Annotated in this window: 25 protein-coding genes; 13 read left to right on the plus strand and 12 right to left on the minus strand. The window is 31.6% G+C overall.

Annotated elements, in window-relative coordinates; all coding sequences use genetic code 11:
* Window positions 1-192, plus strand: a 192-nt coding sequence (locus L3X37_RS06005; protein ID WP_237239267.1) for a transposase, incomplete at its 5' end; no start/stop codon positions are given.
* A 137-nt stretch (window positions 193-329) separates the two neighbouring features.
* On the opposite strand, the gene L3X37_RS06010 is transcribed toward L3X37_RS06005, so the two are convergent.
* On the minus strand, window positions 330-632 hold the full coding sequence (locus L3X37_RS06010; RefSeq protein ID WP_237239268.1) for a TM2 domain-containing protein: 303 nt from the start codon (window positions 630-632) through the stop codon (window positions 330-332).
* A gap of 73 nt (window positions 633-705) precedes the next feature.
* Here L3X37_RS06010 and L3X37_RS06015 point away from each other — a divergent pair, with 73 nt between their 5' ends.
* From L3X37_RS06015 to L3X37_RS06025, 3 genes are read left to right on the plus strand one after another with little or no spacing between them, the layout of a single operon-like run.
* On the plus strand, window positions 706-1,584 hold the full coding sequence (locus tag L3X37_RS06015) for a hypothetical protein (RefSeq protein WP_237239269.1): 879 nt from the start codon (window positions 706-708) through the stop codon (window positions 1,582-1,584).
* Window positions 1,585-1,603: 19 nt separating this feature from the next.
* Window positions 1,604-2,023 (plus strand): type II 3-dehydroquinate dehydratase, encoded by a 420-nt coding sequence (gene aroQ, locus L3X37_RS06020; RefSeq protein WP_237239270.1) that lies wholly within the window; start codon window positions 1,604-1,606, stop codon window positions 2,021-2,023.
* Window positions 2,024-2,033: 10 nt separating this feature from the next.
* Complete coding sequence (locus tag L3X37_RS06025) at window positions 2,034-2,519, plus strand: hypothetical protein (protein ID WP_237239271.1); 486 nt, start codon at window positions 2,034-2,036, stop codon at window positions 2,517-2,519.
* 98 nt (window positions 2,520-2,617) lie between these two features.
* On the opposite strand, the gene lpdA (L3X37_RS06030) is transcribed toward L3X37_RS06025, so the two are convergent.
* On the minus strand, window positions 2,618-3,991 hold the full coding sequence (gene lpdA / locus L3X37_RS06030; RefSeq protein ID WP_237239272.1) for a dihydrolipoyl dehydrogenase: 1,374 nt from the start codon (window positions 3,989-3,991) through the stop codon (window positions 2,618-2,620).
* A 120-nt stretch (window positions 3,992-4,111) separates the two neighbouring features.
* Between lpdA (L3X37_RS06030) and L3X37_RS06035 the strand changes: the two genes are divergently transcribed.
* Complete coding sequence (locus tag L3X37_RS06035) at window positions 4,112-5,401, plus strand: NAD(P)/FAD-dependent oxidoreductase (protein WP_237239273.1); 1,290 nt, start codon at window positions 4,112-4,114, stop codon at window positions 5,399-5,401.
* 37 nt (window positions 5,402-5,438) lie between these two features.
* Window positions 5,439-6,749, plus strand: coding sequence for a sulfatase family protein (locus L3X37_RS06040; protein WP_237239274.1), 1,311 nt, complete (start codon window positions 5,439-5,441; stop codon window positions 6,747-6,749).
* Between the two features lie 132 nt (window positions 6,750-6,881).
* Here L3X37_RS06040 and L3X37_RS06045 read toward each other — a convergent pair whose 3' ends face one another.
* From L3X37_RS06045 to L3X37_RS06060, 4 genes are all read right to left on the minus strand, one after another.
* Window positions 6,882-8,243 (minus strand): exonuclease domain-containing protein, encoded by a 1,362-nt coding sequence (locus tag L3X37_RS06045; protein WP_237239275.1) that lies wholly within the window; start codon window positions 8,241-8,243, stop codon window positions 6,882-6,884.
* A gap of 29 nt (window positions 8,244-8,272) precedes the next feature.
* Window positions 8,273-8,938, minus strand: coding sequence for a YggS family pyridoxal phosphate-dependent enzyme (locus tag L3X37_RS06050; RefSeq protein WP_237239276.1), 666 nt, complete (start codon window positions 8,936-8,938; stop codon window positions 8,273-8,275).
* A gap of 80 nt (window positions 8,939-9,018) precedes the next feature.
* Window positions 9,019-9,909, minus strand: a complete 891-nt coding sequence (locus L3X37_RS06055; RefSeq protein ID WP_237239277.1) for a 3-hydroxybutyryl-CoA dehydrogenase — start codon at window positions 9,907-9,909, stop codon at window positions 9,019-9,021.
* A complete protein-coding gene (locus L3X37_RS06060; RefSeq protein ID WP_237239278.1) occupies window positions 9,910-10,869 on the minus strand; it encodes a Gfo/Idh/MocA family protein in 960 nt (319 codons plus the stop codon). It abuts the gene before it with no gap.
* Between the two features lie 134 nt (window positions 10,870-11,003).
* Between L3X37_RS06060 and L3X37_RS06065 the strand changes: the two genes are divergently transcribed.
* Window positions 11,004-11,645: a protein-L-isoaspartate(D-aspartate) O-methyltransferase gene (locus tag L3X37_RS06065; RefSeq protein WP_237239279.1), complete on the plus strand. Its 642-nt coding sequence runs from the start codon at window positions 11,004-11,006 to the stop codon at window positions 11,643-11,645.
* Window positions 11,646-11,648: 3 nt separating this feature from the next.
* On the opposite strand, the gene L3X37_RS06070 is transcribed toward L3X37_RS06065, so the two are convergent.
* The 6 genes from L3X37_RS06070 to smpB form a co-directional block, all read right to left on the minus strand.
* Window positions 11,649-12,206 (minus strand): DinB family protein, encoded by a 558-nt coding sequence (locus L3X37_RS06070; protein ID WP_237239280.1) that lies wholly within the window; start codon window positions 12,204-12,206, stop codon window positions 11,649-11,651.
* Between the two features lie 54 nt (window positions 12,207-12,260).
* Complete coding sequence (locus L3X37_RS06075; protein ID WP_439654829.1) at window positions 12,261-12,674, minus strand: Crp/Fnr family transcriptional regulator; 414 nt, start codon at window positions 12,672-12,674, stop codon at window positions 12,261-12,263.
* A 130-nt stretch (window positions 12,675-12,804) separates the two neighbouring features.
* Entirely contained in the window at window positions 12,805-13,350 is a 546-nt protein-coding gene (locus L3X37_RS06080; protein WP_237239281.1) for a pyridoxamine 5'-phosphate oxidase family protein, read from the minus strand.
* Window positions 13,351-13,362: 12 nt separating this feature from the next.
* The gene (locus tag L3X37_RS06085; protein WP_237239282.1) at window positions 13,363-15,192 is read right to left on the minus strand and encodes a Xaa-Pro dipeptidyl-peptidase; all 1,830 of its coding nucleotides are present in this window, start codon (window positions 15,190-15,192) and stop codon (window positions 13,363-13,365) included.
* Between the two features lie 7 nt (window positions 15,193-15,199).
* Entirely contained in the window at window positions 15,200-15,733 is a 534-nt protein-coding gene (locus tag L3X37_RS06090; RefSeq protein WP_237239283.1) for a hypothetical protein, read from the minus strand.
* A 190-nt stretch (window positions 15,734-15,923) separates the two neighbouring features.
* On the minus strand, window positions 15,924-16,382 hold the full coding sequence (gene smpB / locus L3X37_RS06095) for an SsrA-binding protein SmpB (RefSeq protein WP_237239284.1): 459 nt from the start codon (window positions 16,380-16,382) through the stop codon (window positions 15,924-15,926).
* 109 nt (window positions 16,383-16,491) lie between these two features.
* Between smpB and L3X37_RS06100 the strand changes: the two genes are divergently transcribed.
* The 6 genes from L3X37_RS06100 to L3X37_RS06125 all read left to right on the plus strand — a co-directional run bounded on the left by L3X37_RS06100 (window position 16,492) and on the right by L3X37_RS06125 (window position 22,512).
* A complete protein-coding gene (locus tag L3X37_RS06100) occupies window positions 16,492-18,084 on the plus strand; it encodes a S41 family peptidase (protein ID WP_237239285.1) in 1,593 nt (530 codons plus the stop codon).
* Window positions 18,085-18,152: 68 nt separating this feature from the next.
* Entirely contained in the window at window positions 18,153-19,568 is a 1,416-nt protein-coding gene (gene lpdA, locus L3X37_RS06105) for a dihydrolipoyl dehydrogenase (protein ID WP_237239286.1), read from the plus strand.
* A 3-nt stretch (window positions 19,569-19,571) separates the two neighbouring features.
* Window positions 19,572-20,759 (plus strand): enoyl-ACP reductase FabV, encoded by a 1,188-nt coding sequence (gene fabV / locus L3X37_RS06110; protein WP_237239287.1) that lies wholly within the window; start codon window positions 19,572-19,574, stop codon window positions 20,757-20,759.
* 153 nt (window positions 20,760-20,912) lie between these two features.
* Entirely contained in the window at window positions 20,913-21,488 is a 576-nt protein-coding gene (locus tag L3X37_RS06115) for an RNA polymerase sigma factor (RefSeq protein ID WP_237239288.1), read from the plus strand.
* On the plus strand, window positions 21,488-21,682 hold the full coding sequence (locus L3X37_RS06120; RefSeq protein ID WP_237239289.1) for a hypothetical protein: 195 nt from the start codon (window positions 21,488-21,490) through the stop codon (window positions 21,680-21,682). The genes L3X37_RS06115 and L3X37_RS06120 overlap by 1 nt, the downstream gene beginning before the upstream one ends.
* Window positions 21,683-21,684: 2 nt before the next feature.
* Complete coding sequence (locus tag L3X37_RS06125; RefSeq protein WP_237239290.1) at window positions 21,685-22,512, plus strand: mechanosensitive ion channel family protein; 828 nt, start codon at window positions 21,685-21,687, stop codon at window positions 22,510-22,512.
* Window positions 22,513-22,545: the final 33 nt, after the last annotated feature.

Below are 22,545 nucleotides of genomic sequence, written 5' to 3' on the forward strand. Positions count from 1 at the left end.
ACATTGCTTACCAGTGAGCAAGGTATTGCAAAGCGAAAACAACGCTGTTGGGATGTAGAAGCCGTATTTGGAAATATAAAACATAATATGAATTTTAAACGATTTATGCTAAGAGGTATTGACAAAGTAAATGTAGAAATAGGGCTAGTTGCCATGGCACATAACCTTAAAAAGTATAGTTTAGCTCTATAAAATCGCTTTTGCTTTTTTAAATCAAGCTTTTTGAACCCTAATATTGAAAACTAAAACAATAAGCTAAAAATAATCAAAAAGAAAATCGCCTAAAAATTACTTTTTAGACGACTTCCTTTATTTCAATAAAATAATTTTTAGAAGTTACCTTGTATCATATTTATCAAATCAATTACCCACCATACACCAAGACCACCAGCTGTAAGAATAAATAGAATATTCCAACCTACTGGTTTTCCATAATACCATCTATGTCCAGCAGCCCATCCAAGGAAAAACCAAAGTACTATGCCTACGGTCAAATCTTTTTGTGCTGCTGTAGCTGCTGCTGCCGTATATGTTTCTTCAGAACTGTTATTTGTTATTTCTGTTTTGGTAACTGTTCTTTTTACAGGAAAAGAAGCGTAGCTACTAGAGTAAGCAAATAATACTAATAGCAAAGAAAGTAATAATTTAATTTTCATATTTAATTGGTTTAAATTAGATTTACTAATCTATAAAAAAAATATTACAATGCATAAAAAACACTTACTCTTTTTTTTAACTTTTGTTTCTCTAAATATTTGTTTTTCTCAAAGTAAAAATGAATATTTTGGTGTAGTTGTTATAGGTGACTCCATATCAATGACTTACAGAATAAATATTATAGAGAAAAATGGTAGCATTAAGGGGTATTCTGTTACAGATTTAGGAGGGGAGCACGAAACAAAATCAAATATTTTTGGCGAATATGATAAAATAAATAAAAAGTTGAATTTTAGAGAAACTGGGATTGTGTATACTAAATCTCATATTTCGCAAGAAGATTTTTGTTTTATGAATGTGACTGTTAAAAATTTTACGTTTGATAGAACTAAAAGTATAAACACTAATTTTTTTGGATTATTTGATGATAATACAGAGTGTATCCATGGTAAAATTATTTTGAATTCGATGAAAAAAATTGAAGCTAGATTGAATAAAGTATCAAAAAAAATAAATAAATCTAAAAGAATTTCAGATAGTATAAAAAGTAGAGTTAATCCATTAAAGATAATGGATACATTGAATATGAATATTTTAAGAAAAAATCAAACTTTAAGTATTTTTTCAAAATCTAAAAAAATAAAATTGACTGTTTATGATGGAGGTAAAGAAGATGGAGATAAAATTTCAATTTCTTCAAATGGAAAATCATTAATTAATAATTTTGAAGTAAAAAATAATAAAAAAGTATTTACAATAAATATAATTGAAGATAAAACCTCTATTTTAATTAAGGCAAATAACGAAGGTAATATTGCTCCCAATACTGTGGTTATTGAGTTTGATGATGGTAAAAATGATATACAAGCATTATCAAATTTAAAAGTTGGAGAAACGACACAAATAGATATACTCAAAGCTAAATAATTTTTTTACTTTTACTTTTATGAAAAAACTAATCATTATCAACGGTCCTAATTTAAACTTGTTGGGAAAACGAGAACCCAATATTTACGGTAGTTTATCGTTTACTGAGTTTTTAGAAAAAATAAAAGAAAAATATCCAAATGTTGAGATAGATTATTTTCAATCTAATATAGAAGGTGAGATTATTGATAAATTACATGAGGTTGGTTTTAGTTTTGATGGTGTTATTTTAAATGCTGCAGCTTACACACATACATCGGTTGGTATTGGTGATGCGGTTAAAGCCATAGAAACTCCAGTAGTTGAGGTGCATATTTCCAATACATTTAATAGAGAAGAATTTAGGCATCAATCTTTCATATCTCCAAACGCTAAAGGTGTTATTCTCGGATTCGGTTTACAAAGTTATGAGTTAGCTATCCAGAGTTTTTTGGATTAATTTTTTAAAAATGAAAAAGGTAACATCGTTTCTAATTTTTACTTTGATGTTTAGTTTTGGCCAAATAAATGCCCAATCTAAGGTTGAATTTGGAGTTAAAAGCGGACTTAATCTTACTTTTTTTAAGGTTAAACAAGGAAGTTTTGGGACTAACCCTGAAACAGCAACTGGTTTTTATGGAGGAATTTTTGCTGATTTTAATGCAGAAGAAGATTTCTCAATACAACCAGAAATTTTATATATTGTTTTAAACGACTTTAATTTTATAAACGCACCAATTTATGTGAAGTATGAGATAGGGCATAACTTTAATTTATTAGTTGGGCCGAGTTTGAATTATTTTTTTGATTTCTTTACCAATAAGTTTAAAGTGAGAGCAGATATTGCAACAGCATACAGCATCACACCCAATATCGATGTGAATATTAAATACACGCTTGGCTTTCAAGAAATAACACCAAACGGACTATTTATAGGTATGGGATTAAAACTTTAAGAAGCAATTAGCAATTATAAATAATTAAAAAGCCCAGAATTTCTGGGACTTTTTTTATCTATAAATCTAACTATCTAAGATAGTCTAATAATCTAAGTTTATAAATGAATTACTTCATCGTAAGCATCAGCTACAGCTTCCATAACCGCTTCACTCATGGTTGGGTGGGGGTGAACTGCTTTAAGAACTTCGTGACCAGTAGTTTCCAGTTTTCTACCTAAAACCGCTTCGGCAATCATATCGGTTACACCGGCACCAATCATGTGGCAACCTAACCATTCGCCATACTTGGCATCGAAAATGACTTTTACAAAACCATCTTTATTACCACCTGCACTTGCTTTACCAGATGCAGAAAAAGGAAATTTTCCAACTTTAATATCTAAACCTTTTTCTTTGGCTTGTTTTTCAGTTAATCCTACACTTGCAATTTCTGGCGAGCAATAAGTACACCCAGGAATATTACCGTAATCTAAAGCTTCAACATGTTGTCCTGCGATTTTTTCAACACATAAAATGCCTTCCGCGGAAGCGACATGTGCCAAAGCTTGCCCAGGAGTAACATCTCCTATAGCATAATACCCAGGGATATTAGTTTGGTAAAAGTCGTTTACAAGAATTTTATCTCTGTCAACTACAATACCCACATCTTCTAAACCTATGTTTTCTATGTTTGATTTGATGCCCACAGCAGAAAGAATAATATCAGCTTCAAGAACTTCTTCGCCTTTATTTGTTTTTACAGTTGCTTTAACACCTTTGCCAGAAGTGTCTATTTTGGTAACTTCTGATGAAGTCATTATTTTAATGCCACTTTTCTTGAAAGAGCGCTCTAATTGTTTCGACACATCTTCATCTTCTACAGGTACTACATTTGGTAAATACTCTACAATAGTGACTTCGGTTCCCATAGAGTTGTAGAAATAGGCAAACTCAACACCAATAGCACCAGAACCAACCACAATCATTTTTTTAGGTTGTTTTGGTAATGTCATGGCTTCTCTATAACCAATTACTTTTTTTCCATCTTGTGGTAAACTTGGTAATTCTCGAGAGCGTGCTCCAGTAGCAATAATAATGTTATCTGCGCTATATTCTTTTCCATCAACATCAATCTTTTTACCTGTTTTTAGTTTCCCAAAACCCTCAATAACATCAATTTTGTTTTTTTTCATTAAAAACTGTACGCCCTTACTCATGCCATCAGCAACACCTCGACTTCGTTTTACAACAGCATTAAAGTCATGTTCTGCATCTTTCACTTTTAAACCATAATCTTCGGCATGTTTTAGATATTCAAATACTTGAGCAGATTTTAGTAATGCTTTGGTTGGGATACAACCCCAATTTAAACATACACCACCTAAATTTTCTTTTTCAACAATAGCAGTTTTAAAACCCAATTGAGAGGCTCTAATTGCAGTAACATAACCACCAGGTCCACTTCCAAGAACAATAATGTCGTATTTCATTTGTAAAATTTTAAGTCGTTTTTTGAAGCTACGAATTTACAAAATCGAATTTTAATAATGCATTAAGAAGGCTTTAAATTTGCATCTTTAATACTACCTTTGTAAAGCAAGAATTATTTTATGAACATACCTATTACAAGTTTTTCCAGAATAATTATAATTGGTGGTGGTTTTGCAGGTATTGCTTTAGCCAAAAAATTATCGAAACAAGAAGCACAAGTGGTATTGTTAGATAAAAATAATTACCACAATTTTCAACCTTTATTGTACCAAGTTTCTACTGGCGGATTAGAACCAGATTCTATAGCATATCCTATTAGAAAGGTGTTAAAAGATTTTCCAAATTTTCATTTCAGATTAGCTAATGTAACTGAAATTGATACCGAAAATAATGCTGTAATTACCAATATAGGTAATTTAAAATTCGATTATTTGGTTGTTGCATCAGGTTCTAAAACTAATTATTTTGGAAATACAGAAGTGGAAAAGCATAGTATGGCTATGAAAACCATACCTCAATCTTTAAATTTAAGAAGCTTAATACTTGAAAACTTTGAAGAAGCATTATTAACTTCTGATCTTAACGAACGTAATGCTTTAATGAATTTTGTAATCGTTGGTGGCGGTCCAACAGGAGTAGAATTAGCAGGTGCATTAGCTGAAATTAAAAAAGGTATCCTTCCAAAAGATTACCCTGATTTAGATACCCGTTCAGTACAAATTAATGTCATACAAGCTAGTGATTGTATTTTAAAAGGAATGAGTGCAAAAGCATCGCAAAAAGCTGAAGATTTTTTAGAAAAATTAGGTGTTAATGTTTGGAAAAATATAAGAGTTACTAATTACGATGGTAAAACAGTAACTACAAATACAGACTTGACTTTTGAAACTGCTACTGTTATTTGGGCAGCAGGTGTAAAAGGGGCACTTATAAAGGGCTTGGATGCCGCAGGTTTTATTACGCCTAGCAACCGTCTTTTAGTAAATGAATTTAATCAAGTAAAAGGATTAAATCACATTTTTGCGATAGGAGATATTGCTTGCATGGTTACTAATGATTTTCCAAACGGGTTACCAATGATGGCGCAACCTGCCATTCAACAGGGTAAACAATTGGGTGATAATATGGTACGATTATTTGAAGACAAACCTATGAAACCCTTTGTTTATAAAGATAAAGGAGCCATGGCAACTATTGGTAGAAACAAAGCAGTTGTAGATTTAAAACGATTTAAATTTCAAGGTATTTTTGCTTGGTATGTTTGGATGTTTGTTCATTTATTTTTTCTTATCGGTTTTAGAAACCGTATGGTAGTATTTATAAATTGGGTTTATAATTATGTGCGTTTCGATAGAGAAGCACGATTAATTATTAGGCCTTATAAGAAAAACCAAAAACCTATAAATTAAGTATTTTTATATAGTGTAAATTATTAAAGAATGTATTATGAATAGATTTTTAAAATCAATAGTTTTTCTGTTAGTATTCATAATATTCTCATGCAATAAAAACAATACCACAAAGCCAAATGTAATTCTCATTATGGCTGATGATATGGGATACGAATGTTTAAGTGCATTTGGAAGTACATCATATAAAACACCTATTTTAGATGGTTTAGCTGCTAATGGAATTTTGTTTAATAATTGTGTTTCGCAACCGTTGTGTACGCCATCAAGAGTTAAAATAATGACTGGGCTATATAACTATAGAAATTACGATTATTTCGGTCATTTAAAAACTAGGGCACATACTTTTGGTAATTTAATGCAAGATGCTGGTTACACAACATGTATTGCTGGTAAGTGGCAATTGAATGGTTTAGCTTATAAAAATGAAATTAAAGATTGGAACGATAATAAAAAACCAAACAAGTTAGGTTTTGATGAGTATTGTCTTTGGCAATTAACTCACGGGCGTAAAGATGGTGGACGTTTTGCAAATCCATTAATTGAGCAAAATGGAAAATTGTTAGAAAGAAATGAGGATGCGTATGGGCCAGATATTTTTTCTGATTATGTAGTTGATTTTATTGAACGTAAAAAAGACACACCTTTTTTTGTATACTATCCCATGGTGCTGGTACATGATCCTTTTGTGCCAACCCCAGATTCTGAAGATTGGAAATACAAAGAAAAGCGATATAAAAATGACACCATTTATTTTAAAGATATGGTGGCTTATACTGATAAAATTGTAGGCAAGATTACAAATAAATTAAAAGCGTTAAAAATACAGGATAATACCATTGTAATTTTTGTTGCTGATAATGGTACACATTACAGTATTCATTCTAAAACTAAAGAAAGATATGTTCAAGGCGCAAAAGGGAATACCACCGATGGAGGTACTCATGTTCCATTAATTGTATCATGGCCTAACACCATAAAAAAAGGGCGTATTCATAATGCATTAATTGAATTTAATGATTTTTTTGCAACACTATCTGATATTACTAATCAAGAGGTAAAAAACGATGGTAAAAGTTTTTATTCATTATTAATGAATGAAAATTATAAACCAAGAAATAATGCTTTTGTTCATTACACTCCAAGATGGGGTAAACGTGTTAACCAATATAGAAATCAATTTGTAAGAACATTAAATTATAAACTTTATCAAGATGGAAAGTATTATAATTTAAAGAACGATATATTAGAAACACATCCTTTGAATAAAGATTCAATTACTGAAAATGAAAAGGAAATATTATCGTTTTTACAAAATGAACTAAAGAAACACCCAGAATTTAAATAAGAAGAAATTTCACTATTATAAATCATCAGTAAAATGACGTTTCCCTTTTTCTTTTGAATTAAGACTTGTTTGAGAAAAAGTTGAAATGTTTAAGAATATAAGTAAGGGTAAAATAAGTTTTCGCATAATGTATTAAAGCGTAATAATTTTTAACCTTTTATTTTTTCTAAGGAAATTTTGTATAATATGTTGTGTGTCTCTGTTGTTTGTCATTGGGGTAATGATGGATTTTAAAATTTCAAAATTATTTATTTGATAATTTAAATTAAAATATCCTAAGCCTTTAAAAACACCGTTTTCAATAAGTATAGCACTACGCTCATCAATAGCTCTACCTTTATCAATAATAACCATATTTTTGTTTTTATAACTGTTTTTATTGATTAAAGTTTCTACACGCATATTGTAAATTTCTGGTGACTCTATTTCAATACAAGCGCCGTTACAAGCTTTAATTTCGTAATTAAAACAACTGGTTTTTGTTTTATAAAGTCCTGTAAGTTTTTGGCAAAGGTTATATTCTTCAACAGCTTTAGTAATAAAACTCTTTCCGCTTTGGCGATTGCTAAACGTAGTTATGGGTTTTTTTCTGCCATCAACAACATCAATTTTTAAATTGATATAATTGTTTCCGTCCTTAAAACTGTATAGTGCATGTGTGAAAATATTACGCCTAAGAGCTCTATTAAAAACAGGTTTATTACGTTTAATTCCCTCACTTTCTTTTAAAAGAGCTACTAATTCGCTTCCTGTTACCTCATAAGTTACAGCTACAACTTGTTGTTGAATTTTTTTAGATTTTTGATTGGTGTTAGTAAAATGTTGATTGATACGTTTTTTTATATTATTGCTTTTACCAATATATATGATTTCTCCATTAGCTTTATGAATATAGTAAATACCAGTTGCTGATGGCATTTCTTCAATGATATCTATATGTCTTGGATCTAATTGGCGTTTAGGATTTAATCGAATGGATTGTTGAATGATGTTTTTCTCTGTGTCTTTATCCAACAACATTTTAAAGAGCTTTACTGTAGCTAAAGCATCGCCAGAGGCACGATGCCTATCGGTTACCGGAATACCAAGTGCCCTTACTAATTTACCTAAACTATAGGAGGTTTGCCCAGGGATTAAATTTTTGGCGAGCTCAACCGTGCAAAGTGTTTTACGTTCAAACTCAAAGCCTAGGCGTTTAAATTCTGTTTTTAATATTCTGTTGTCAAATTTAGCGTTATGCGCCACAACAATGCAGTCTTCGGTAATTTCTACAATGCGTTTTGCAACTTCATAAAACTTTGGTGCATGCCTTAACATACCACTATTTATGCCTGTTAGGTTTACAACAAAAGGTTGTATTTCGCGCTCAGGGTTTATAAGACTTATAAATTGATCGACTACTTCGTGACCATCATATTTATAGATTGCAATTTCTGTAATGCCTTCTTCATTATACTTACCGCCAGTAGTTTCTATGTCTAATATTGCGTACAAAAAATGTTTATGCGTTTAGTCTTTTTTAGTTATAAATTACGTTCTCCAAAAATACTACTTCCAACACGAATCATGTTACTGCCACAATCTATAGCCAATTTGTAATCGCTGCTCATTCCCATAGAAATAGTTTCTAGTTTGCAGTTTTTAGTTTTCAGTATTTTTAAATTTTCAAAAACTGTTTTAAGTAATTTAAATTCTTTTTCCACTTGATTGATATCGTTAGTGAAAGTAGCCATTCCCATTAATCCAGTTATACGTATATTTTGCAATTCTGAAAAATCGTTTGATTGTAAAATTTCTGAAGCATCTTTAGCCGACATTCCAAATTTAGAATTTTCAGAAGCTATTTTTATTTGAAACAAACAATCAATAATTCTGTCATGTTTTTTGGCTTGCTTATTTATTTCTTTTAATAATTTAAAATTATCTACGCCATGAATTAAACGTACAAAGTTCGCCATATATTTTACTTTATTGCGTTGTACATGTCCAATCATGTGCCACTCAATATCTTTTGGCATAGCTTCATATTTCTCAACCATTTCTTGGATTTTGTTTTCTCCAAAAATGCGTTGTCCTGCATTATAGGCTTCCATTAAATCACTAACAGGCTTGGTTTTAGAAACGGCTACAAGGGTAACGTGGTTGGGAATTTTTGATTTTATATTTTTGAGGTTTTCTGAAATACTCATTTATAAGAATTGTTATTTAGATGTTTGTTGATAAGCTTAATTTGCAGAACAACTTAGCAATAAACGGCAAAAGACTATATTTAATTTATAAATTGTTTAGAAACGGTTTCTGTTTTTCTACTTTCAGAATAATCGTAAAACCCTTCACCGGATTTTACACCTAATTTACCAGCTCTAACCATATTTACCAATAAAGGGCAAGGGGCATACTTAGGGTTTTTAAAACCTTCGTACATCACATTTAAAATAGAAAGGCAAACATCTAATCCAATAAAATCGGCAAGTCGTAATGGCCCCATGGGGTGTGCCATACCAAGTTTCATAACTGTGTCAATTTCGTTAACACCAGCAACGCCATTATATAAGGTTTCAATAGATTCGTTTAGCATAGGCATTAATATTCTGTTGGCTACAAACCCAGGGTAGTCATTAACTTCAACAGGAACTTTACCTAAAGTTTTAGAAAGCTCCATAATAGTATTTGTCACTTTATCACTCGTACTATAGCCACGAATAATTTCTACTAATTTCATAATGGGAACAGGGTTCATAAAATGCATCCCGATAACCATTTCTGGTCTAGAGGTTACAGCTGCAATTTGGGTAATTGAAATTGAAGAGGTATTTGTAGCAAGTATAGTATCTTTAGGACAAGCGGTATCCAATTGCTTGAATATGTTTAGCTTTAAATCAACATTTTCGGTAGCAGCTTCAACTACTAAACTAGCATATTCAACACCTTCAGTTATATTTGTAAATGTTGAAATATTTGCAAGCGTGTTATTTTTATCTGTTTCAGTTATTTTTTCTTTAACAACCATTCTATCTAAATTTTTAGAAATAGTTGCCAAACCTTTTTTTAAAGAAGTTTCGTTAATATCAATGAGCTGAACCTTAAATCCGCTTTGAGCAAATGTATGTGCAATACCATTTCCCATGGTTCCTGCACCTATTACGGCAATGTTTTTCATTTAGAAACAATTAATTATTTGTGTAGCAAGGCGTAACGCTTCAGTGCCATCGTGCAGTGTTACAACTGGCGTTGTGTTATTGTTAATGGCATCTGCAAAAGTTTCTAGTTCGTCAAGAATGGCATTGTTGTTTTTAATTTCTGGATTATCAAAATAAATTTGCTTTTTTATGCCTTCAGCATTTTGAAGTATCATGTCGAAATCTCCTGGGCTTTCTGGAGCGTCTTTCATTTTAACGACTTCACATTTTTTTTCTGAGAAATCAACAGAGATATAAGCATCTTTTTGAAAGAAACGGGTTTTACGCATTTTTTTTAATGATATTCTACTTGCTGTTAAATTGGCAACACATCCGTTTTCAAATTCAATACGTGCATTGGCAATATCTGGCGTATCACTAATTACAGAAACACCACTTGCTGACACGTTTTTTACTTTAGATTTTACAACACTTAAGATAATATCTATATCATGAATCATTAAATCTAATACCACTGGCACATCTGTGCCTCTAGGATTAAACTCTGCCAATCTATGTGTTTCAATAAACATTGGGTTTTTAATATCTCCTTTTACAGCTAAAAAAGCTGGGTTAAAACGTTCAACGTGTCCCACTTGACCACGAATATTATGTTGTGATAAAAGTTCTCTAATATGTTCAGCTTCTTCAACAGTGTTAGTTATTGGTTTTTCAATAAAAATATGCTTCCCTTTTGCAATAGCTTGTTTTGCACATTCGTAATGCGATAATGTAGGTGTTACAATATCTACCATATCTACTGCATCAATAAGGGCTTCAATAGAATCAAAAAAATTATAACCCAATTCTTGTTCTACTTTTTTTCCGTTGTTAGCATCGGCATCATAAAAACCAACAAGGTTATATTTGTTGGATTGTTTAAGAAGTCTTAAATGAATTTTCCCAAGATGACCAGCACCAAGTACACCAGCTTTTAGCATATATTTACGTTTTCAACAAAAATAAGATATTTACCTCTAATTTTTTGCTTTATTTATACTTAAAAGAAATTGTAATTAAATTGATTTTAACTTAAAAATGTTTCCTAATTTTAGCTTTGAAAATAACCTAACCATTGAAAGATACATTTAAACACAAAGGATTACGACAGCAATTAGTTAACATATTAAAAAACAAAGGCATAAGCAATGATGCTGTTTTAAAAGCTATTGGTAACATACCGCGACATTTATTTATGGATTCTGGATTTTTAGACCATGCTTATCAAGATAAGGCATTTCCTATTGCAGCAGATCAAACGATATCGCAACCTTATACAGTGGCTTTTCAAACGGAATTATTACAAGTAAAGAAAGGCGATAAAATTTTAGAAATAGGTACAGGTAGTGGTTATCAATGTGCAGTTTTATGCGAAATGGGAGCTAAGGTTTTTAGTATTGAACGCCAACAAGAGCTGTTTAAAAAAACTAGCAAATTTTTACCAAGATTAGGTTATAGAGCAAAAAAACTCATTTTTGGTGATGGTTATAAAGGGTTGCTAGAAGAGGCTCCTTTTGATAGTATTATTGTTACCGCTGGCGCTCCGTTTGTACCAAAACCATTATTAAGTCAATTAAAAGTAGGAGGTAGGTTAGTTATTCCCGTGGGTGATGATGTGCAAATTATGACACTTTTTATTAGAAAAGGACAAAAAGAATTTGAACAACACGAGTTTGGTGAGTTTAGATTTGTACCACTTTTGGAGGATAAGAATTAGTTTTTATAATTTAGTTTTAGCTTCTATTATTTTTTTAGCTTGTACAATATGCCTAAGGTTATGATATATAACCACTCTAAAAGTATCGCCTAATTTTAGTTTTACTAGTTTGCCAAGAGTTGTTGGAACTCTTATTTTGTTCAAACTTACCTTTCTAGCTTTGTTTAAAAGTATAAGTGTTTTTTCTTGTTGTGATATAAAATGTTCTAAAACAGATTTATCTAAATTACCACCATTTGGGTTTTTACTTTTAAACGTATTCATTTTATTTAATTTTTCTTTGGGCAACATACTTTTTGCAAAATAGTTACCAAGTGCCCCTGGTTTATAGTAAGCTTCAGCAATTTTCTTGCTTTTACCTATACATTTTTCTATCTCAGGTAAATAAAAAGCACCATAAAGGTTTAAATGCTCAATAGTTTCTAAAACACTCCAAGTTTTTTCATCAAGTTTCCAATTTAATTCATTGATTGGTTTTTGATTTAATTGTTTTACCTCGTTAATATTTTGTCTGGTTAATTTTATTAATTCTAAAATTAATGCTTCCGATGTAATATTCATGATTTTGTTTTTTACAAAGGTTGCTAATTAAGAAGATATAAATATTGATTGAAATTAAGATTTTTTAATTCTTGAAAGCGTTTCAGGTGTCATTCGAAGATAAGATGCAATATATTTACTGGGAATTTCTTGAAACAATTGTGGGCTGCGTTTTAAAACTCGATTGTATCGTTCAATGGGTGATGAGGTTAAAATATCACGTTCGCGCTCCATTTGTTGAAGCACAAAACTTTCTAAAATGAGTTGCCACATTTTTATGTTTTCTTTAGAAGAAAAAATAAAATCCATATACTTTGATTTCTTAATAACCTTTAATTCACATTGTTTTAATGCTTGTACATAAAAGTCTGAAGGTTGTTCGTTTAAAAATGAGTCTAATACGGCAATTAAGTTGTTTTTATAGCCAAATCTTATAGTGTGCTCTTCAAATTCATCAACAACAAAAAGCCTTAAGCTACCACTAATCACAAAGTACAAATTGGTATCTGTATTACCTTTAGTACTTAGATATTCGTTACGTTTTAACTCAATAGATTTATCCCATAAATTGAACTGATTTAGGGATTGTACGAGCTGTGTTATTGGGTGTGTTAAAGTTTTAATCTTTTAAAATTTTAGTTTCATAACCATCAATACTTGTTGTGTTTTTCGCTTTCCAGTATTCTTCAATGCGATCTTTCCCTTGTTTTTTAGACCATGCATTAAGTTGCCCACGTTCTTCTTTAAAATCCATAAACGGGATTGAATAACCACAAGAGGTTTGTACCGAATCAAGATTAACCTCAATAATTTGTCTAGAGCCTGTATTATCTTCAAATAATCCAATATGTTTTTGGAATTCATCATCGCGCTCATGGTAAACTTTTGCACTACCGTAAAGTCTCAGAATAAGAGGTTTGCCTTCAAAAGCACACATCATAATAGTTATTCTATTCTGCTTTAAAAGATGAGCAGCAGTCTCGTTTCCACTTCCTGTAAGATTTAACCAAACCACTTTATTTGGACTTAAAACCCGAAGCGTGTCATGCCCTTTAGGTGATAGATTAATACGTCCATCTTGAACAGCGGTTGCTACAAAAAAGATTTTTTGTTTTTTTATAAAGTCTTTTAGCTCGGGGGTTATTTCGGTAAAAAATTTGCTCATTTATTTTAATTATTAAAACCCATGCATCCCGTCAACAATAGGTAATATTAAATTTGTTCCATCCAAATCAATCGTTAATTCTGTTCCAGGTTTTGGATGTAGTGTATATTCTTTATCACTTGAAAAAATCATCAAGCCTATTTGCTGTCCTGCTTTTATAATTTGATCATCGGGTTGTAAATCAAAAGTAATTTCGTAAAACTTACCAGGTTTTAAGGGTTCGCTTTCTGTTAATGATTTATAGTTTTGTGGGTCTGCCCAACCTCGTGTTATAATATTATCGGTTATTTTTGAGCGTCTGTCATCATTCCACGGAAGTGATACTAACCAAACTGATAAATTAGCTGCAGGTTTATTGCTCGCTAATTTTACTGTGATTTTTGGTACTCCCGAAATGTGTACATCTTTAGTTAATTTAGGTGTTACATATAATAAACGATGATTTGTAATTTCTGCTCTTACCAATGCTTCACCAGAAAATGAGTAATTATCAACTAAAGTTTCTTTATCTTGTTTTGATGTTTTTGTTGTAGTTAATCCGCCAGTTTCTGGAGCACCAGCGGTTAGATTTAATTTTACTGGCTTTGCATCTGGGTTTGGGTAATCTTTATAAGGCGTTGGCTCGCTCATTTTATCGCCTTCACGTACAATCCACGCTTTATTTGGTTCGTTTTTAATATTGTTATTAATACCATGTAAATAATGCGTAAACCATTTATTCATCATGCTTAAAGGAGGTGGTCCACCATGACCCAATTGATGATAATAAATACCTGTATTTAACCCCATTTCTTTTGCTTTTTTATAAATACGATAGCTATGTTCTGGCATTACATTCCAATCGTTAAATCCATGCGACATTAACAACGCTGCTTTCATAGATTTCATTTGATTTAAATAATCGCGTCCTGCCCAAAAATTATTATAATCTCCTGTTATTCTATCCATTCCGTTTTTCATTTCGGTATCACGAACTTTGGTATTATTATGAGCGCGTTTGGACTCATCACCACTATGAATATAATCGTATAGTACATCTATGTCTTCACCTAAATAACCACCAGGAGAGCGCACTAATCCATTGGAGCGGTAGTAATGATAATACGATGTATTTGGAGCTACAGGTATAATTACTTTTAATCCTTCAACTCCTGTTGTTGCAGCTGCTAAAGGAATGGTTCCGTTATAAGATGTCCCGGTCATACCTACTTTTCCAGTGCTCCAAAATGCCTTCACTTCTTTATTACCATATGGTTCTGTATAGCCTTTAGCACGACCACATAACCAATCGATAACTGCTTTTGGTGCTAAGGATTCGTTTTCGCCACCAACAGTTGGAGACCCTTGGGATAGTCCTGTACCTGGAGACGATGAATGTACTACAATATAACCTCGTGGAACCCAAGTTTTTATTTGAGAATTAGAAATTATAGGGCGCTCTCCTAAGCGCGTTACTTCTGGATGCACACGTTCTTTAGCCATTTCACCTAGCTCATGCTTTACATCCCAAAATACACCATCAGCATCAGGGGCAACTCCAGCGTAGTATGGACTAGATTCATAAATCACAGGAAGCTTTAAGCCTTCAGTATCGGTTTGATATGGTCTGGTAACACTAACATGCATACGGTCTAGTTTACCATCGCCATCAGTATCAAAAGTAGTTTCAACAAATAAATCGTGTCGAATCCATTTATCAGGAGTATTAAATGCTTCTACAATTTGCGCTTCACCATCTTTAAAAACGGGTGCTATTTTTTCTTGAGCTGCAACAGAAAAAATCGTTGTTAATACAATAAATAAAGAAAGAAGATGTGTTTTTGTTTTATAATGATTTTTCATGCTTTTATTATTTTGGAAGGTATTGTTTAGGTATAGGATTATCTTCGGTTTCTTGAGTCCAATAAATATTAATAACCCACCAGCGTTCTCCATCATTTAATAACTGAATACTATTTATGCCTCGCATAAAGGGAACTTCGTCTGCTTCACTATTAAAAGCTTCATAGGTGCTAAAAACCTGTGTTATATTGCCAAAAGTTTCAACCTTTCTGTGTATTTCTTTTTCAAAAAAACCGTTTTCAACTAACCATTTCCCAGAGTTTTTTATATAATCATCTGGCGACATATAGCGCACTTTATAAGCCTCTTTTTTAATTTTCCTCGAGGGAATTAATTTAGCATCAGGTTTAAAAAGATATTTAAATAAAGTCCAATCTCTTTCCTCTCCTTTTTCTCCAGAAATAACAGTATAAAGTGTTTTAATAGTGTTGTCTAAAGTTTGTACTTTATTATTGTATTCTTCAGCTTTATCTGTAACTTCTTGAGCATTTATTGAAATTATTAATAAGCAAACGCATAGTGTTGTAAAAAGTTTTTTCATGTGTTTATATTTATTGTTTTTTTAGTTGTCACACTTCTACTTTACCAAGTGCAGGGATGTAATTCGCCAATAATCATGCTGTTCTTGTCAACCTCTTAATTATGGCTCATTTCATGTTGAAAATTTTTAAATTTTTAAGATTGGCAAAGTAGAAAATTGATGGTATTTATGGCGTTAAGACTTTCTTAAATTATCGATAAGACTTTTTGATTCTGTCTAAATCTCGCTTATTATCGCGATCTTTAATGGTTTCGCGTTTATCATATAGTTTTTTTCCTTTGGCTAAGGCAATTTCTAATTTAGCAAGTCCTTTTTCATTAATAAACAAACGTAACGGAATAATGGTTAACCCTGTATTTTGAACTTCTTTATGCAGTTTTTTTAATTCCCTTTTATTTAAAAGAAGTTTTCGTTCAGCTTTTGGTTTGTGGTTGTAATAATTACCAAAAGCATATTCTTCAATAGTCATATTTATTACAAAAAGCTCGCTATTATCATTAAACTCACAAAAACTTTCAGCAATAGAAGCTCTACTATTTCTAATGGATTTAATCTCGGTTCCGGTTAAGATAATTCCAGCAGTGTATTTGTCTAATATTTCGTATTGAAAACGTGCCTTTTTGTTTTGTATGTTAATGGTTTTTTGCATGATGACAAAGCTACACGATTTTACTTAAAAGTTAAAGATTATTTAATACATTAAAATTTAAAATAAATACATTTACTTTAGCGACCTTATTAATGCGATTATTTTTTTAATGAAGAAACTCATACTATTATTTGTTGGTTTTTTATTTGCAACTTCGTGTAGTAGTGTTAAAACTTATAACAAACAAATTGCATCGTTGCATACCGTTGAAGATTTACAAAAAGATGTTGATAAACTTTATAAGCAGCTTAAAAAACATCATCCTAAACTATATCAATACACCCCAAAAAATATTTTAGATTTTAAGTTTGATAGCTTAAAAAACACCATAAAACAACCCATGAATTCGCGAGAATTCTACAAACAATTAGCACCTGTTGTTACAAATGTAAGGCAAGGGCATGTTTTGGTAAGTTCGGCAAATAAAAGGTTTACTAGAAAGGAAGGGAAGCTGTTAAGAAAGAAAAAATTTGAATTCTATGATTTAGATTTCGAATATTTAGATAATAAACTTTATGTTAAAAGTACCAGAGGAAAAGACTCAACACTCATTGGAAATCAAGTGGTTAAAATTGAAGATGATTTAACTTCAGACTTAATAAAAATATTTAAAACGCAATTCGCTTCTGATGGGTATAACACAACATTGCATAATCGATTTGTTGGTAAAAATTTTAAAACATTTTATTATAGAAATAAAGGGTTTGTAGATAGTTTGAAAGTAACGTTTAAAAATAAAGATTCCGTTTTTTTTAAAACATTTAAACGCTTAAAAAAAGAAGAAAAAAAGAAAAAAACTAAAACGGATTCCATTAAAAAAACCAAACCAAAAAAACTAACAAAAGAAGAAAAGAAATCGAATCGTTTAAAATCGAAAAAGAAAAGAAAGTACAATAATAAGCACGGTTACATTGCAAGCAGAAAGCAGTATACCAGAAATTTAAATTTTATAGGAAAGGATAGTGCCATTGCTCTTATGAAAATTAGGGCTTTTAGTATTGGCTCATATAAAGAATTTTACAAAAAAAGTTTTGCAAAATTAGATTCAGCTAAAACCAAATATTTTATCTTGGATTTAAGAGATAATGGTGGCGGACGCATATCTGAAATTGACAACTTATATTCCTATTTAACCAATACAAATTATCAATTTATTTTAGAGAGCGAGGTAAATAATAGAGTGCCTTTTATGAAGTTTATAATGAGTAACACATCATCAAATAGTCTTAAAATTGTTGGTGTTTTGTTATCTCCTATTATAGTTGCTCATAATCTTTTAAAAACAAAAAAGAAAGACGGCAAACTGTTTTATAGATTCAATAAATACTCAAAGGTTAAAGCGCCAAATCCACTCCATTTTAAAGGCAAAATGTATGTTTTAATTAACGGCAATTCGTTTTCGGCTTCTTCCATTTTATCAACACACCTTAAAGCAAATCAACGTGCTACTTTTGTTGGCGAAGAAACTGGCGGCGCCTATAACGGCACTGTGGCTGGCATATATAAATTATATCAATTACCAACATCAAAACTTAAAGTTCGTATGGGTTTAATGCAAATTGAAGCACCTCAAAAACAAACTCCAGATGGTTTTGGCGTAAAACCAGATATAGAAATTATACCCACTATTGAAGATAGAAATTTGAATATTGATACCGAGTTAGAATGGGTTTTAAATGATATTAAAAACAAGAAAAATTAGTTCTAGTTTCTTTAACAAAAGTTGTATTTTTGCAGTCGTTAAATTAAGACAATAAACAAAATATTCTTATGAACTTATACGATGTAGCAGTAATAGGATCAGGTCCTGGCGGATATGTAGCAGCAATACGATGCGCACAATTAGGCATGAAAACAGCTATAATTGAAAAATATGCAACGCTTGGTGGTACGTGTTTAAATGTGGGTTGTATACCAAGCAAGGCTTTACTAGATTCGTCTCACCACTACGAAGATGCTGTAAAACACTTTGAAGAACACGGTATTGAAATTCCTGGCGATATAAAAGTGAATCTTGAAAAAATGATTGCACGTAAGCAAGCTGTTGTAAACCAAACCACAGGAGGTATTGATTTTTTAATGAAAAAAAATAATATTGATGTTTATCAAGGCTTAGGAAGCTTTAAAGATGCAACTCATATAACCATTTCAACTGATGCTTCGACAGACTCAGCAAGCGAAGAAATTGAAGCAAAAAACACCATTATTGCTACAGGAAGTAAACCATCTAACTTACCGTTTATTAAATTAGATAAAGAACGTGTTATCACATCAACCGAGGCTTTAAAACTTAAAGAAATTCCAAAACACTTAATAGTTATTGGTGGTGGTGTTATTGGTTTAGAGCTCGGTCAAGTTTATAAAAGATTAGGTTCAGAAGTTACTGTTGTAGAGTATATGGATCGTATTATTCCAACGATGGATGCTGGTTTATCAAAAGAGCTTAATAAGGTATTCAAAAAAGCTAAGTTTAAAGTAAATGTTTCTCACAAAGTAAAATCTGTTGAGCGTAAAGGAGATGAAGTTATAGTGAAAGCAGATAATAAAAAGGGAGAAGAAGTAGAAATTAAAGGTGATTATTGTTTAGTATCTGTTGGCCGTCGTCCCTATACAGATGGTTTAAATGCTGAGGCTGCAGGAGTTAAAATTAACGATAGAGGTCAGGTTGAAGTCAATGAACATTTGCAAACTTCGGCTTCAAATATTTACGCTATTGGAGATGTTATTAAAGGTGCAATGTTAGCTCATAAAGCAGAAGAAGAAGGTGTTTTTGTGGCAGAAAATTTAGCTGGACAAAAACCACATATCGATTATAATCTAATTCCTGGAGTGGTTTATACATGGCCAGAGGTTGCAGCTGTTGGTAAAACTGAAGAAGAATTAAAAGAAGCTGGAATTGCATATAAAACAGGTCAGTTCCCAATGCGTGCTTTAGGTAGAAGTAGAGCAAGTATGGATTTAGATGGTTTTGTGAAAATTTTGGCAGATAAAACTACAGACGAAATCTTAGGTGTACATATGGTAGGTGCTCGTGCTGCAGATATGATTGCAGAAGCTGTTGTAGCTATGGAATATAGAGCTAGTGCAGAGGATGTATCTCGTATGTCTCATGCGCATCCAACATTTACTGAAGCTATTAAAGAAGCAGCTTTAGCGGCGACTGAAGATAGAGCATTACACATTTAGATTATGATAATAGAACCAAAAACAAGAGGATTTATTTGTTTAACATCGCATCCAAAAGGCTGTGAGCAAAACGTATTAAATCAAATAAATTATGTTAAAGAACGACCAGTAAAAAATGGTCCTAAAAAAGTATTAGTTATTGGCGCTTCTACCGGATTTGGTTTAGCATCAAGAATTACTGCAGCTTACGGGTCTAAAGCAGCAACTATTGGTGCCTTTTTTGAAAAATCACCAAGCGAAGGTCGTCCAGCATCTCCTGGTTGGTACAACAGTGCAGCCTTTGAAGCTCAAGCACACAAAGATGGTTTATATGCTAAAAGCATAAATGGTGATGCGTTTTCTAACGAGATAAAAGTTCAAACTATCGATTTAATTAAAGCCGACTTAGGAGAGATTGATTTGTTAATATATAGTTTAGCATCTCCAGTTCGTACACATCCAGATACTGGCGAGCGTTTTAAATCGGTTTTAAAACCAATTGGAAACACATTTACTGATAATACAGTAGATTTTCATACTGGGGAAGTTAAAGAAATTTCAATCTCACCTTGTACTGAAGACGATATTAAAAACACAGTTAATGTAATGGGGGGAGAAGATTGGCAAATGTGGATTGACCAACTTAAATCTGCGGGTGTCTTATCTAAGGATTTTAAAACGGTTGCTTATTCTTATATTGGTCCGTCGTTAACCGAAGCCGTTTACAGAAAAGGAACTATTGGTCGTGCAAAAGACCATTTAGAAGCTACAGCTTTTAAAATTACAGATGCTTTAAAAGATATTGATGGTAAAGCTTATGTGTCAGTTAATAAAGCGCTAGTAACGCAAGCGAGTTCAGCAATTCCTGTAATTCCGTTATACATTTCTTTGTTATATAAAGTAATGAAAGAACAAGGTATTCATGAAGGCTGCATTGAGCAAATTGAACGTTTGTTTAATGCCCGTTTATACGCTGAAAACTTAGAAGTAGACGAAGCTGGCAGAATTAGAATTGACGATTGGGAAATGCGTGAAGATGTACAAACTAAAGTTTTAGAACTTTGGAAACAAGCCACCACCAAAAATTTACCAGAAATAGGAGATTTAAAAGGTTACGAAACTGATTTTTATAATCTTTTTGGCTTTAAAGTGCAAGGTGTAGATTATGATAAAGATGTAAATGAAATGGTTTCAATTCCAAGTTTACAGTAATACTATATCATAATTTTAGATAAAAAAAAGCGACATATTAGTCGCTTTTTTTTATATTCAATTTTTAAGTGTTTATTTTTTAAAAATAAATGTGACTTATTAAAGTTATCTGTGTCTTAAAATATAACAACTAAAATAGCTGTACGCTACATATTGAAAACCCTAGACAATATTAATAAGTTATCTGATGAAGATTTGGTAAAAGCAATTGTTAAAACCAATAACACATTGCTTTTCGAGATACTGTACGATAGGTATGCTACATTGGTATATAATAAATGCTTTGGTTTTGTAAACGATGCTGATGAAGCTAAAGATTTAACACAAGATATCTTTTTAAAACTCTTTGTTAGGTTGGCTAGTTTTAAAGGAAAATCGAAATTTTCAACATGGTTATATGCCTTTACATACAATCATTGTGTAAATTATGTAACCAGAAATGCAGCTAAAAAATTTGAGAAGCAGTCAGTAGATTATAAAGATATTGAGAACCTTTCGTATTATGAAGAAGATGATACTAGTTTTCTGGATATGAAAGTTGATAGATTAAAAGTAGCCTTAGAACTCATTTCTCCAGAAGAGAAAATGATTTTATTACTAAAATATCAAGATTTTCTTTCTATAAAAGATATTGAAAGTATTTTAGGAATTGGCGAAAGCGCTGTTAAAATGAGAATTAAACGCGCTAAAGACAAACTAAAAACCGTGTATACTAATAACCTTAAATAATGGATAATCCGTTTAAGCATATAAATCAGCCTCTTAAAGAAGTTCCACAAGAACTTAAGGCTAAGGTTATGAGCGATATTGCCACGGCTAAGTTGCTAATGGATTTAGCGAGCTTATTCTCTGTAGATATGGCAAAAATTGTGGAGCAAACCATTAAAAAAAGAAACGATAACCCTAACGAAAACAAAAAATAATCATGGAAAAAATAACAGCGTGGAATAAAGGTGTTATGGATTCATTATCAGTTATATCAAACGAAGTAGCTGAAGTAATCCCAAATATTCTTGGTGCTATTGCTATAGTAATTATAGGTTGGTTACTTACCAAACTTATAGTTGGTATAGTACGAAAAGCGTTAAAGCTTGCAAAGGCAGATAAGTTAGATGATAAAATAAATGAGATTGAAATTTTTGAAGGCAAAAAACTAAACTTCAACATCATTATAATTATCACCAAGTTTGTAAAATGGATTATGTACATCATGCTACTTATTGTGGTTACAGACATCCTTAATCTTACAATGGTATCAGAGGAAATCAAAAATTTCCTTGGGTATTTACCTAAATTATTCTCTGCTTTAATAGTATTTACTATTGGTTTATTACTGGCTAATTTTGTTAAAAAAGCTATCAAATCATTCTTTGAATCGATGGATTTATCAGGCTCAAAAATGATTAGTCAGATTGTGTTTTTCTTATTACTTACGTTCATTTCAATAACAGCTTTAAATCAAGCGGGTGTTGATACCGAAATCATTACAAGTAATATCACCATGATTTTAGCAGGCTTTTTATTAGCCTTTGCTTTAGCCTTTGGGTTTGGTGCTCAAAAAGTAGTGGGCGATTTATTAAGAACATATTATGCCAGAAAAACATACGAAATAGGACAAGTAATTGAGTTTAATAATATTAAAGGCGAAGTAGAAACCGTTAATAATATATCGGTTACTTTAAAAACAGAACAAGGCAAACTTGTTGTACCAATTAAAGATATTGTAGAGAGCCAAGTTAAAATACAGGGTTAATTTTAAGTTAGGGTTAAAATTTGGTTGGTTACT

This window comes from Wocania arenilitoris (assembly GCF_021728535.1).
In the GTDB taxonomy this organism is placed as follows: Bacteria; Bacteroidota; Bacteroidia; order Flavobacteriales; family Flavobacteriaceae; genus Wocania_A; species Wocania_A arenilitoris.